Annotated in this window: 12 protein-coding genes; 9 read left to right on the top strand and 3 right to left on the bottom strand. The window is 72.1% G+C overall.

Annotated features, from left to right (window positions below; genetic code table 11):
- Positions 1–203 precede the first annotated feature (203 nt).
- From QQK26_RS06520 to QQK26_RS06495, 6 genes are all read left to right on the top strand, one after another.
- Positions 204–1499 (top strand): amidohydrolase family protein, encoded by a 1296-nt coding sequence (locus QQK26_RS06520; protein WP_284231304.1) that lies wholly within the window; start codon positions 204–206, stop codon positions 1497–1499.
- A gap of 143 nt (positions 1500–1642) precedes the next feature.
- Positions 1643–3223, top strand: coding sequence for an ABC transporter substrate-binding protein (locus tag QQK26_RS06515; RefSeq protein ID WP_284231300.1), 1581 nt, complete (start codon positions 1643–1645; stop codon positions 3221–3223).
- Between the two features lie 2 nt (positions 3224–3225).
- On the top strand, positions 3226–4284 hold the full coding sequence (locus tag QQK26_RS06510; RefSeq protein WP_284231297.1) for an ABC transporter permease: 1059 nt from the start codon (positions 3226–3228) through the stop codon (positions 4282–4284).
- A complete protein-coding gene (locus tag QQK26_RS06505; RefSeq protein ID WP_284231294.1) occupies positions 4281–5090 on the top strand; it encodes an ABC transporter permease in 810 nt (269 codons plus the stop codon). The genes QQK26_RS06510 and QQK26_RS06505 overlap by 4 nt, the downstream gene beginning before the upstream one ends.
- On the top strand, positions 5087–6706 hold the full coding sequence (locus QQK26_RS06500; protein ID WP_284231291.1) for a dipeptide ABC transporter ATP-binding protein: 1620 nt from the start codon (positions 5087–5089) through the stop codon (positions 6704–6706). The genes QQK26_RS06505 and QQK26_RS06500 overlap by 4 nt, the downstream gene beginning before the upstream one ends.
- On the top strand, positions 6703–7080 hold the full coding sequence (locus QQK26_RS06495; protein ID WP_284231288.1) for a RidA family protein: 378 nt from the start codon (positions 6703–6705) through the stop codon (positions 7078–7080). The genes QQK26_RS06500 and QQK26_RS06495 overlap by 4 nt, the downstream gene beginning before the upstream one ends.
- A gap of 2 nt (positions 7081–7082) precedes the next feature.
- On the opposite strand, the gene QQK26_RS06490 is transcribed toward QQK26_RS06495, so the two are convergent.
- Together QQK26_RS06490 and QQK26_RS06485 are read right to left on the bottom strand one after the other, a co-directional pair.
- Positions 7083–7619, bottom strand: a complete 537-nt coding sequence (locus QQK26_RS06490; protein ID WP_284231286.1) for a hypothetical protein — start codon at positions 7617–7619, stop codon at positions 7083–7085.
- On the bottom strand, positions 7616–8422 hold the full coding sequence (locus QQK26_RS06485; protein WP_284231284.1) for a helix-turn-helix domain-containing protein: 807 nt from the start codon (positions 8420–8422) through the stop codon (positions 7616–7618). Before QQK26_RS06485 ends, QQK26_RS06490 begins: the two co-directional genes overlap by 4 nt.
- 68 nt (positions 8423–8490) lie before the next feature.
- Between QQK26_RS06485 and QQK26_RS06480 the strand changes: the two genes are divergently transcribed.
- Entirely contained in the window at positions 8491–9132 is a 642-nt protein-coding gene (locus tag QQK26_RS06480) for a hypothetical protein (RefSeq protein ID WP_284231283.1), read from the top strand.
- Positions 9133–9159: 27 nt separating this feature from the next.
- Here QQK26_RS06480 and QQK26_RS06475 read toward each other — a convergent pair whose 3' ends face one another.
- On the bottom strand, positions 9160–10470 hold the full coding sequence (locus tag QQK26_RS06475) for a UDP-glucose dehydrogenase family protein (protein ID WP_284231281.1): 1311 nt from the start codon (positions 10468–10470) through the stop codon (positions 9160–9162).
- Between the two features lie 224 nt (positions 10471–10694).
- Here QQK26_RS06475 and QQK26_RS06470 point away from each other — a divergent pair, with 224 nt between their 5' ends.
- Both QQK26_RS06470 and QQK26_RS06465 read left to right on the top strand, forming a co-directional pair.
- Entirely contained in the window at positions 10695–12068 is a 1374-nt protein-coding gene (locus QQK26_RS06470; RefSeq protein ID WP_284231279.1) for a tyrosine-protein kinase domain-containing protein, read from the top strand.
- Complete coding sequence (locus tag QQK26_RS06465; protein WP_284231277.1) at positions 12068–12715, top strand: arsenate reductase/protein-tyrosine-phosphatase family protein; 648 nt, start codon at positions 12068–12070, stop codon at positions 12713–12715. The genes QQK26_RS06470 and QQK26_RS06465 overlap by 1 nt, the downstream gene beginning before the upstream one ends.
- Positions 12716–12817 lie beyond the last annotated feature (102 nt).

Below are 12817 nucleotides of genomic sequence, written 5' to 3'. Positions count from 1 at the left end.
GACGCGCCATGGGACCGGACCAGCGCGTCGGCGGGCGGTGGGCGGCCCGCGCCAGCGCGCCCGTGCCCGCACCCTCGATCGCGCCGGGGCGGGGAGGAGCGGATGCGGCTTCCATCCGTAATCGCACCGAAACACGGCATCGTTTACTCTGAGTAACGCCCTTGCTTCATCGGCAAGCGCGACACCCCCTTGGAGCTACCCCTGTGAAACAGCAGTCCATCGAGCGCGTCCGCCTCTGGGACGGTCACCGCGACCTCGGCGTCGTCACCCTCGCGTGGCGCGGCGACGAGATCCTCGAGGTGCGCGCCGAGCCCGAGGGCACCGCGCACGACGACGAGCTCTCGATCATCCCGGGCCTCGTCGACACCCACGTGCACCTCGACGGCCATGCCGGGGACGAGCCGCCCGGCTGGCACTCCAACTGGTCGCTGGTCACCCCGCCCGAGGAGCTCGTCTTCCACATCGCCGCCAACGCCCAGAAGGCGATGCGCGCCGGCGTCACCACGCTGCGGGAGCTCGGCGGCGACGAGCGCCAGCTCGCCGTGAGCCGCGTGTTCGAGCAGGGCATCCAGGTGGGCCCGCGCCTCGTCGTGCACTGCCAGGTGGGCATGACCGCCGGCCACGGGGACCTGTTCATCCCGCCGCAGTACCCGCACCGCCGCCCCGTCGCCGACAGCCCCGACGAGTGCCGCAAGCTCGTGCGCACCTGGGCGCGCAAGGGCGCTCACGGCATCAAGATCCACGTGAGCGGGGGCGTGCTCTCGCAGGGCGACAAAGTCGGTTGGCGCAACCAGACGGTCGACGAGATCCGCACCACCATCGACGAGGCGCACGCGCTCGGCATGCCGGTCGCCGCGCACTCGCACAGCCAGCCGACCGCCAAGCTCGCGCTCGAGGAGGGCGTCGACTCGATCGAGCACGGCACCGGCCTCGACGCCGAGCTGTGGCCCGTCGCGGTCGAGCGCAATCTGCCGGTCGCGCCCACGCTGCTCATCAACGACCGCCTCGCCGACGGCACGATCCCGGTCGGCGACGAGGCGCGCGAGAAGGCCGTCGCGGTCGTCGCCGAGCGCGACGCGAACTTCGGCGGGGCAGCGGATGCGGGCGTGCGTTTCGTGCTCGGCACCGACGCGAACGGCGTGATGGTGCAGTTCGGCGAGCAGCTCGACGAGACCCGACGCATGCGCGACGTGTTCAGCTGGAGCGACGAGCGCACGCTCATCGCCGCGACCAGCGACGCCGCGGCCGCCGTCGGGCTCGGCGAGCGGGTCGGCACCCTCGCGCCGGGCTTCGGCGCCGACTTCGTGCTGCTGCGCGGCCGCCCCTGGCAGCGCATCGAGGACCTCCGAGCGGATGCGATCGTCGCGGTCGTGAGCCGCGGTCGCGTCGTGCGTGGGGAGATCCCGATCGCCGCGCCGGTCCTCGCGGCGGGCGACTCGGCGGGGCAGACCCCGGCCTCGCCCGTGTCGGCCGCCGAGCACGTCGCCGCCCCGCAGTAGACCAGACCCCCGCCCACGCCCGACGACGCGCGTGCCGGCGGCCCGCATCCGCTGTCCCACCCCCGCAACGGATGCCCGGCCCACGAGGCCGCTGCAACCAAGAACCCACAGCGCACCACCGAACCCCTGAGTAGGAACCCCTCGTGAACATCCCCCGCATCGCGCTCAGCGGCGTCGCCGCTGCCGGCGCCATCGCGCTGCTCGCCGGCTGCTCCGCCGGCGGCGGCGGCACGGCGACCGACGGCACCCTCGTCTTCGCCGTCGAGACCGACCCCACCTGCATCGACCCGCAGCAGCCGACCGTGACCCAGGCGCTCTACATCGGCCGCCAGGTCGTCGACTCGCTCGTCGATCAGGACCCGGCCACCGGCGAGTTCGTGCCGTGGCTCGCCGAGTCGTACGAGACCAACGACGACCTCACCGCGTACACCTTCACGCTGCGCGACGACGTGACCTTCAGCGACGGCAGCGCGCTGACCGCCGAGGTCGTCGCCGCCAACTTCGACGCGATCGTCGCGATGGCCGCCGACGGCTCGACCGCGAGCCTCGCCAACCAGTACCTGGCCGGCTACGAGGGCACCACGGTCGCCGACGCGCAGAGCTTCACGGTCGACTTCGCCGCGCCGAACGCCGCGTTCCTGCAGGGCGCCTCGACCATGAGCCTCGGCATCGTCAGCCAGGCCAGCACCGAGGCGACCCCCGAGTCGCGCTGCCAGGACGGCGTCATCGGCACCGGCCCGTTCGTCTACGACGCCTACTCGCCCGACGCCGAGGTCTCGATGGACAAGCGCGAGGGCTACGCCTGGGCGAGCGAGCTGCGCGAGCACGAGGGTGACGCCTACCTCGAGCGCATCGAGTTCCCGGTCATCACCGAGGACAGCGTGCGCACCGGCGGCCTGCAGTCGGGCGAGTTCGACTTCGTCGGCGAGCTGCCGTACCTCGACGAGCAGCGCTTCGCCGCCGACTTCGAGATCTACGCGGCGCCGAACCCCGGTGTGCCGACCAGCCTCATCCCGAACCTCACCAACCCGGTGCTCGCCGACGACGCGGTGCGCCAGGCGCTGCAGCTCGGCATCGACCGCGAGGAGATCAACGAGACCCTCGGCTACTCGGGCGGCGACGTGCCGACGAGCGCGCTGAGCAGCGGCACCACCGGCTTCACGAGCCAGGCGGATGCGATGGGCTACGACGCCGACGCCGCGATCGCGGCCCTCGAGGCGGCCGGCTGGGCCGAGGGCGCCGACGGCGTGCGCGAGAAGGACGGCCAGCGCCTCACCTTCACCGCCACCGGCTTCTACGAGCAGGAGATGATGGAGCTCATCCAGATCCAGCTCCTCGAGATCGGGGTCGACATGCAGATCGACTTCACCGACGCCGGCGGCTTCTTCGGTGCCATCGCCGAGCGCAGCTACGACATGCTCTTCGCCGCGCTCACTCGCACCGACCCGGATGCGCTGCGCATCATGTTCTCGCAGGCCGCGCCCTCGCACTGGGCCGTGGTGGAGGACGCCGAGCTCGAGCAGCTCGTCACCGCGCAGGCCGCGGCCGCCGACCCCGAGGAGCGCCAGGCGCTGCTCGACGACGCGCAGGCGCTGATCATCGAGAACGGCTACCTGTTCCCGATCCTCGAGGTCTACCAGCTGCACGCCTCGCAGCCAGACATCACCGGCTTCGCCTTCGACTCGGCGTCGCGCTTCCACCTCTACGACGTGCAGGCGGGCTGATCGTGGCGCGAGCGGGAACGGCACTGCGGCTCGTCGGCCCGAAGGTGCTGCAGTTCGCCTTCGTGGTCTGGGCCACCTACACGGTGACGTTCCTGCTCGTGCGCGTGCTGCCGGGCGACCCCGTGCTCGCCGCGCTCGCCGTGCAGAGCGGCGACGCGACGACGGTCGACCCCGAGCAGCTCGCGGCCCTGCGCGAGGCCGCGGGCCTGGACGGCTCGCTGCTCGAGCAGTACCTCGGGCAGCTGGGCGCCCTGCTGACGGGCGACCTCGGCACCTCGCTTGCGACGGGCCGCCCGGTGGTCGACATGATCGCGGCCGTCGTGCCCGGCTCCCTCGCGGTGGCCGGCCTGGCGCTCGTCATCGGCGTGGGCACCTCCGTGGTGCTCGCCTTCCTCGCCTCGATCGCCCCGTGGCGGTGGCTGCGCGACCTGCTCGTGCAGCTGCCGCCGCTGGGCGTGGCGGTGCCCGCCTTCGTGACGGGCCTCATCCTCATCTCCGTCTTCTCGTTCTCGCTCGGCCTGCTGCCGGCCTCGGGCTCGCGCAGCGGCGACAGCGTGATCCTGCCGGCGATCACGCTGGCGTTCCCGGTCGGCGCCATCTTCTTCCAGGTCTTCATCACGGCGATCCGCGAGGCCGAGTCGAGCGGTTACGTCTTCACCGCCGAGGCGAAGGGCCTCGGCCGGGTCGCCGTGTTCGGTCGGCACGTGCTGCGCAACGCGCTGCTGCCGTCGGTCACCAGCATCGGCCTGCTCATCGGCTACCTCGCCGGCGGCACCGCGGTCGTCGAGACCGTGTTCTCGCGGGAGGGCATCGGCCGCCTCGTCGTCTCCGCCGTGCTGGCGCGCGACGTGTCGGTCATCCAGGGCGTCATCATCGTCGTGGCCGTCGTCTACGCGCTGGCGGCCCTGCTGGTCGACCTGTCGTATCCGCTCATCGACCCGCGCCTGCGCCCGGGCAAGGCGGCGCCGAAGGCGACGGCCCCCTCGACCTTCTCGATCGCGCCCGAAGCGGATGCGCTGAGCGCCAGCACCCAGGACCCGCAGAACGGAGCCGCGAAGTGACCAAGCTCCTGCGCCCCACCACGATCGTCTCGCTGCTCGTCGTGCTGCTCTGCCTCGTCATGGCCTTCGCCCCGCAGCTCATCGCGCCGGGCGACCCGCTGGCGGGCACCCCGCGCGACCGCCTGCTGCCGCCGAGCGCCGAGCACCTGTTCGGCACCGACTCGCTGGGCCGCGACGTGTTCACCCGCGTCGTGCACGGCGCCTGGCTCTCGCTCGCCGCGGCGACCGCGGCCGTGCTCATCGGCGGCGTCGTCGGCGGCGCGATCGGCCTGCTCTGCGGCGCCGCCCGCGGCCGGGTCGGCACGGCGATCGACTTCGTGGTGATGCGCTTCGTCGACGTGCTCATCGCCGTGCCCGGCATCCTGCTCGCCCTCATCGTGGTCGCGACCCTCGGCTTCGGCCCGTGGAGCATCGCGCTCGGCGTCGGCCTCGGCGCCGCCGGCAGCTTCGCCCGCATCATGCGCGCGCAGGTGCTGCGGGTGCGCGGCGAGGAGTACGTCGAGGCGGCCGCCGTGCTGGGCGTGCGCCCGCTCGGTGTGCTCGGCCGGCACATCCTGCCGAACGCCGCCCGCCCGGTGCTCGCGATGGCGGCGCTGGAGCTCGGCACCGCGGTGCTCAGCGTCTCGGCGATCAGCTTCCTCGGCTTCGGCGTCGCGCCGCCCGCTCCCGAGTGGGGCGCGCTGGTGTCGTCGGGCCGCGACTACATCGCCACCTCCTGGTGGCTGACGGTGCTGCCCGGCGCCGTGATCGTGGGCGTCGTGCTCGCGGTCACCCGTCTGGCGCGCGTGATCGGAGAGGCCCGATGAACATCCTCGAGGTCGAGAACCTGCAGGTGCGCTACCGCGTCGGCCGCCGCCGCGTCGAGGCCGTGCGCGGCATCGACCTGTCGGTGCCCCGCGGCGGCATCGTGGCGCTGGTGGGGGAGAGCGGATCGGGCAAGTCGAGCGTCAGCCAGGCGCTGATCCGCCGGCTCGCGGCCAATGGCGAGATCGTCGGCGGCAGCGTGTGCTTCGACGGGCAGGACCTGCTGAAGCTGCCGATGAAGCGGATGCGGTCCATCCGCGGCGGCGCCATCGGCTTCGTGCCGCAGGACCCGAACAGCAGCCTCAACCCCACCCTGCGCATCGGCGAGCAGCTCGTCGAGGGGCTGCGCCTGCACCTGAGGCTGGGGCGCGAGGAGGCCGCCGAGCGCGCCGTGCGCATCCTCGGCGACGTCGGCCTCAGCCACCCCGAGGCGCGTGCCCGACAGTACCCGCACGAGCTCAGCGGCGGCATGAAGCAGCGCGTGCTCATCGGCATGGCGTGGAGCTGCGATCCGCAGCTCGTCATCGCCGACGAGCCCACCAGCGCCCTCGACGTGACCGTGCAGCGCCTGGTGCTCGACCAGATGCAGCAGCTGGCGTCCGACCGCGGCACGGCGGTGCTCATGGTGACGCACGACCTGGGCGTCGCGGCCGACCGCGCCGAGCAGGTCGTGGTGATGCGGCACGGCGAGGTCGTCGACGCCGGTCCGACGAGCGCCGTGCTGCACGCCCCGACCCACGAGTACACGCGCGACCTCGTCGCGGCCGCGCCGGGCCTGAACAGCGTGCGGCTGAGCGCATCCGCTCCCTCCTCTGCGCAGGCGGAGCCGCCGCATCCGCTGCTCGAGATCCGCGACCTGCGCAAGACCTTCTCGCTGCGACGCCCCGGCGCAGCGCCCGAGCCGTTCACCGCGGTCGACGGCGTGAGCCTGACGGTGCCCGCCGGCCGCACGGTCGCGCTGGTGGGGGAGAGCGGATCGGGCAAGACCACGACCGCGCGCATGGCGGCCCGCATCGGGACGGCGGACAGCGGATCGGTGCTGCTCGACGGCCGCGACGTCACGACCCTGACGGGCGATCCGCTGCGGCAGCTGCGCCGCGACGTGCAGGTCGTCTACCAGAACCCGTTCGGCAGCCTGGACCCGCGCCTCAGCGTGGCGCGGATCATCGCGGAGCCCCTGCGCGCGTTCGGCATCGGCGGCCGCCGCGAGCAGCAGCGCACCGCGCTGGAGCTGCTCGACTCGGTGCAGCTCGCGCAGACCCTGGCCGACCGCCGCCCCGCCGAGCTCAGCGGTGGCCAGCGCCAGCGCGTGGCGATCGCCCGCGCTCTGGCGCTCAGCCCCAGACTGCTCGTGCTCGACGAGCCGGTCAGCGCGCTCGACGTGAGCGTGCAGCAGCAGGTGCTGCAGCTGCTCGTCGACCTGAAGGCCGAGCGCGGGGTGGGCTACCTCTTCATCACCCACGACTTCGGGGTGGTGCGCCAGATCGCCGACGAGGTGGTCGTGATGCGCCAGGGCCGCGTCGTGGAGCAGGGGCCGGCCGAGCGCCTGCTCGGTACACCCGACCACGAGTACACGCGCGCGCTGCTCGAGGCCGTGCCCGGGGCCGCGGCCCGATGACCGAGCACATCGTCACCGGCGCGCTGCCCGGTCCCTTCGGGCCGTACAGCCACGTGGTCGTCGACAGCGGCCTCGCGTACACCGCGGGTTTCGGTCCGCACACCCCGGAGGGCATTCCCGTGACCCCGTCGAGGCAGGCGCACGCCGCCTTCGACAACCTCGAGGCAGCACTGGCGAGCGCCGGCTGCGGCCTGGTCGACGTGCTCAGGCTGACGGTGATCGTCGACGACCTCGAGGTCATGCTGCCGGCGGTCGACGCCGAGCTGGCGAGCCGCCGCTCGGCGCCGCATCCGGTGCGCACGGTGCTGCAGGCGCAGCTGCCCGGCGGCGTGCCGGTGGTGCTGGATGCGGTCGCGCGGGTGCCGCAGCACTGAGCTCAGTCGTCGGCTGCGTCGATGATCTCCTGCGCGAAGAGCATCAGATCCTCGCGGCTGGTGAGCGTCACGTTCTCCTCTCCGTACTGCTCGAAGGCGATGTTCACGAGCGAGGCCGCATCGCGCAGGCCGAGGACCTGGACGATGCGGATCAGGTCCTGCACATCCTGCGCGCGCCCGGCGGCCAGCTTCATGGCGATGAGCTCATCGCTCGTCGCGAACGTGACGTGCGCTCCATCGCCCGCCCGCACCTGCGGTGCGACCGGTACCCACGGCGCCGCCGACCGGTTGAGCCAATCGCCCGGCAGGTGCTCCTCGATGGCGATCTCGGCGACGGCGTCGTCGAACTGCCGTTCCGATGTGGTGGCTACGGCCGAGTCGATGTCGCGGGTGAGCCGCGCGTCCGGCACGATCCTGCCGACTGCCACGCCGCCGACGACGTGGACGTGAGCGTCGATGCCGGCCGCGCGGAGGCGCTGCGTCAGCAGATCGAGCAGCCGTGCCGCTGCGTCGCGGTCCAGCTGCAATCGCGACGTCATGCGCGCTGCAGCGAGCGCTCGTCGAGCAGGATGTTGAGCTGCCGCAAGACGCTCGGCGTCGCTGCGTCGGCCCGGCGCTGCAGCGTGGGGATGATGGCGGCCGGGTACCACGGCTTCGAGAGCGCGCGTGCGGTTCTGGCCCAGACCGGTGCCCGATCACCGAGATGGTAGTGGTAGACGCCGCGCAGCAACGTGTCCCACCGCCGGCTGCCGAGCGATGCCGGGCGCTGCTCGAGTCGAAGCGCGTCTGCTTCTTCCGGATGCCGCGCCGCATAGTGTGCACCGGCCGTGATGAAACGCAGTGCGGCGATGTCGTCTCCGGCTCGCAGCGCATCTCGCGCCTCCGTGGCGACGTCGTCGGGCGTCGGCCCCAGTGACTCGAGCCGGGGAGCAGCGCTCAACCTGAGCTCCTGCCCGAGTGCGCGGAGGGTGCTCTCCAACGTGGCGACTTTGATCGTTCCCCGCTCCTCGCTCCGTTCCAGCTGTGCGGCTGCCGACGGTGTGACGCCGAGGATCTCTGCGAGCCGCGCCTGCGGCATGCCGCGCGCTTCGCGGTGCTGGCGGATGAGCGCACTCATGGCGTAAGTGTAGCTGTAGCTGTAGCTGTAGCTGTAGCTGTAGCTGTAGCTGTAGCTGTAGCTGTAGCTGTAGCTGTAGCTGTAGCTTCGACGCGAGATCGCTCGCGGCCGAAGAGCTCCCCGCCCGAGACGGCGAAGGGGCGGGGATGACCACGCAGCTGAACCTGCACGGGCACTGGTGCCCATCGGCTCGCCGCCCTCATCCACGATACGGCGATGGCTCATCGTCGACGAGTTCCTGGGGGATCGAGATGCGAGCGAATCGTGCTGCCATCGGTGCGGCTGAAGTCCTGATGCTGGTGCTGGCCGGATGCACGGCCGCCGATCCCGGCATCGCCGAGCCGACGGCCGCTCACGAGCAGAGCCCGACGCCCGAAGCGGTCGCCCAGGCGACGCAGGCCGAGCTCGACGCCGTGTTCGTGAGCATCCGATTCGTGCCGGGGGAGTACGGCACCACGGGCGAGCTGCTCGACTCGATCTACCCCGGTCTCATGACCGATGACGTCACCTGCCTGGCGCCCTTCGGGGCCGGATGGGAGCAGGGTGCCGAGAACGCCGACGCCCCGGTCGCGTTCGGCACCAGCGACGACCGCTCGATGACCGCGGTGCTCGTCAGCACCGGCGACGAGTCGACGGCCGGCGACCTGCTCGCGCAGGCCACGGAGGCGCTCGACCGCTGCGCCGAGAGCGAGAACCTCTTCACGCTCATGGGCATGCCGGTCAGCACGCAGCTGTCCTCGGCCGACCCGGAGGTGAGCGGCACCGATGAGACGGTCGGATGGCGCGTCACCGGCGACGTGGGCGGTGCCCCGTTCACGCTGGTCGGCACCACCGTGCGGGTGGGCGGCGACGTGCTCGCGCTGGTCGGCTGGGACCCTGCGACGAACGAGGCGAACGTGCCGCTCGCCACCCAGGCGTTCGTGGACGGCCTCTGATGCGCGCCCGCATCTGAACGGCAGCGACTACGGCCGCCCCATGCCGAAGTACGTCCACCCCTCCGCCCGCCAGGCCGCGGCGTCGAGGCAGTTGCGGCCGTCGACGATGATGCGCCCGTTCGCCAGCGAGGCGGCGTGCTCCGGGGAGAGCTGGCGGCGGTACTCGTCCCACTCCGTGACGACGATCACGGCGTCGGCGCCCTGCAGCGCCTCGTCGCGCACGCGGGTGTAGTCGAGCTGCGGATGCACCCGCCGTGCGTTCTCGGTCGCCTCCGGGTCGGTCACGATCACGTCGGCGCCGAGGCCGCGCAGCCGCACGGCCACGTCGAGGGCAGGGGAGTCGCGGATGTCGTCCGAGTGCGGCTTGAAGGCCGCGCCGAGCACGGCGATGCGCTTCTGGAAGAGCTGGCCGCCCAGCGCCTCGACGACGAGCTGCACGGCGCGCTCGCGGCGGCGCAGGTTGATCTCGTCGACCTCGCGCAGGAAGGCGACGGACTCGCCGCGGCCCAGCTCCTCGGCGCGCGCCGAGAAGGCGCGGATGTCCTTCGGCAGGCAGCCTCCGCCGAAGCCGATGCCGGCGCCGAGGAAGCGGCGTCCGATGCGCACGTCGTGGCCGATCGCATCCGCCAGCTGCGTCACGTCGGCCCCGGTGACCTCGGCGATCTCGGCCATGGCGTTGATGAAGCTGATCTTGGTGGCCAGGAACGCGTTGGCCGACACCTTGACGAGCTCGGCGGTGGCGTAGTCGGTGACGATGAACGGCGTGCCCTTGGCCACGGAGGGGTGGTAGACCTCGCGCAGGATGTCGGCGGCGCGCTCGCCCGAGGCGTCCGACGGCACGCCCGCGACCAGCCGGTCGGGGTCGACCGTGTCCTGCACGGCGAAGCCCTCGCGCAGGAACTCCGGGTTCCAGACGAGCGTCGCGCCGGTCTCGGTCACCCGCGGCGCCAGCGAGGCCGCGGTGCCGACCGGCACGGTCGACTTGCCGGCCACGACGTCGCCGGGGGAGAGGTGGGGCAACAGCCCGTCGATCGCCGCGTTGACGTAGGTCAGGTCGGCCGCGTAGCCGTCCTTCGACTGCGGCGTACCCACGCCGACGAAGTGCACCGCGCTGCCGGCGGCCTCGGCCATGTCGGTCGTGAAGCGCAGCCGCCCCGACGCGATCCCGTCGCGCAGGATCTCCGGCAGCCCGGGCTCGAAGAACGGGGCCTCGCCGCGCGAGAGCGCCTCGATCTTGCGCTCGTCGACGTCGATGCCGACCACCTCGTGGCCGATCGACGCCATGGCGGCGGCGTGCACCGCGCCCAGATAACCGCAGCCGATCACGGACAGGCGCATGGCATTCCCCCTGGGGTCGTCGGCGACGAGTGCCGCCGAATCGTTTCTAGCAGAGCGGATGCGCGGGGCCGCGTTCCATGGCAGAAGCCTCATCCGCGGGGCGAGGGATTCTCGCGATGACCGCGCATCACGGGACAGAATCGCCCTGGAGGCGCCTGCCATCTGATTAGACTGCACCTGTATGCCGAGGCTCCGACGGAGCCGGATAGAGGGGACTCCGTCAAGTGGAGCTACGTGACTACCTGAGAGTGCTGCGCCGAGGCTGGCTGCTGATCGTGCTCTTCGTCCTGGTCGGTGTGGGCGCGAGCGCCACGTACTCGCTGGTGCTGACGCCGCAGTACGAGGCGGGCACCCGGGTTTTCGTCGCTGCGGACTCCGCGGCGAACGTCAGCGATCTGGGCGCGGGCAACTCGTATACGCAGCAGATCGTGCGCAGCTATGTCGAGGTCGTCGGCACCGCCGCCGTGCTCGAGCCCGTCATCGACGAGCTCGATCTCGACAGCACGGTCGGCGAGCTCGCTGAGCAAGTCACCGCGACGAGCGATCTCAATACGGTCATTCTCAACGTCACCGTGCTAGACCCGAACCCAGTACAGGCGGCCGACATCGCCAACGCAGTGACTGCGAGCCTCGTCGACGTGGTCGGCACCCTCACCCCGCAGACCGCTGAGGGCACCACCCCCATCGCGGTGAACACCGTGCAGCCGGCCACCGTGCCCGAGTCGCCGGTCTCGCCGCGTGTGCCGCTCAACATCGCCCTCGGCCTGCTCGTCGGCCTCGCCCTCGGCGTGGGCATCGCGGTGCTGCGCGAGGTGCTCGACACCCGCGTGCGCGGCGAGCGCGACATCGAGCAGGTGCTCGACGTGCCGCTGCTCGGCGGCGTCGCCTTCGACCCGAAGGCCAAGGAGCGCCCGCTCATCGTGCAGGTCGACCCGAAGAGCCCGCGCGCCGAGGCCTTCCGCACGCTGCGCACCAACCTGCAGTTCCTCGAGCTCGGCTCGACGAGCCGCAGCTTCGTGATCACCAGCTCGCTGCAGAGCGAGGGCAAGAGCACCACGACCGCCAACCTCGCCATCACGATGCGCGACAGCGGCCAGAACGTGCTCATCATCGACGCCGACCTCCGCCGCCCGAAGGTAGCCAAGTACTTCGGCCTCGAGGGGGCGATCGGCATGACCGACGTGCTGCTCGGCCGGGTCAACCTCGACGACGCCATCCAGCCTTGGGGCCCGCGCGAGCTGCACGTGCTGCCCGCCGGCACCATCCCGCCGAACCCGAGCGAGCTGCTCGGCTCGGCCGCGATGAAGCAGCTCATCGAGGTGCTCGCGACCCGCTACGACACCATCCTGTTCGACGCCCCGCCGCTGCTTCCGGTGACGGATGCGGCCATCCTGTCGAAGAGCGCCAGCGGCGCCATCCTGGTGGTCGCCGCGGGCCGCGTGCACAAGCAGCAGCTCGCCGCCGCCGCCAGCGCCCTCGAGAACGTGGGCGCGCGCCTGCTCGGTGCCGTGCCGACGCTGCTGCCCACGAAGGGCCCGGACGCGTACGGCTACGGCCGCTACGGCTACAGCTACTCCTACGAGGAGGGCAAGGACTGATGAGCATCGCGGGCTCGGCTGCAGCGCCGATCGTGCCGGACCCGTTCCGCATCCTCGTCGTCTGCACCGGCAACATCTGCCGCTCGGCGCAGGGCGAGCAGCTGCTGCGCGCCCGCATCCCGGTCGAACTGCAGGGTGTGTTCGAGATCCGCAGCGCCGGCACCGGCGCGCTGGTCGGCGCCCCGATGCCCGAGGAGGCGGCCGCGCTCTCCCGGCACTACGGCGGCAGCCCGGACGCGCACCGCGGCCAGGACATCACGGCCGAGCTCGTGCGCGAGAGCGACCTCGTGCTGGCCATGGCCGCCGAGCACCGCAGCGGCGCCGTGCAGCTGGCGCCGCGGGCCTCGCGCTACGGCTTCATGTTCACCGAGTTCGGCGCGCTGCTCGACGACCTCTCGAACAACCTGCCCGAGCCGCTGCTCGACGAGGCGCTGCCGCAGCACCCGCTGACCACCCGCCTGCGCGCCCTCGTGCGCATGGCGGCTGGCCGCCGCGGCTTCCTGCCCGCCGAGGATGCGGAGCCGAAAGACATCGTCGACCCGTACCGCCGCTCGCAGCAGGTCTACGACGAGTCGGCCGCGCAGGTCTCCGCCGGCGTCGACCGCATCCTGAACGCCGTCGTGCGCATCGCCGGTCAGGTGCGCTGACATGGCCCGTCGATCCACCCACCCCCGGCGGAATCGACTGCCCGAGCGCCTCGGCGGCAAGCGCACCCTGGCCCTCGTCGGCCTGGGCATCTTCGCGGTCGC

It is taken from the genome of Arenivirga flava, assembly GCF_030161575.1.
Lineage (GTDB): Bacteria > Actinomycetota > Actinomycetes > Actinomycetales > Microbacteriaceae > Arenivirga > Arenivirga flava.
This window is presented reverse-complemented; position numbering and strand designations above follow the sequence as displayed.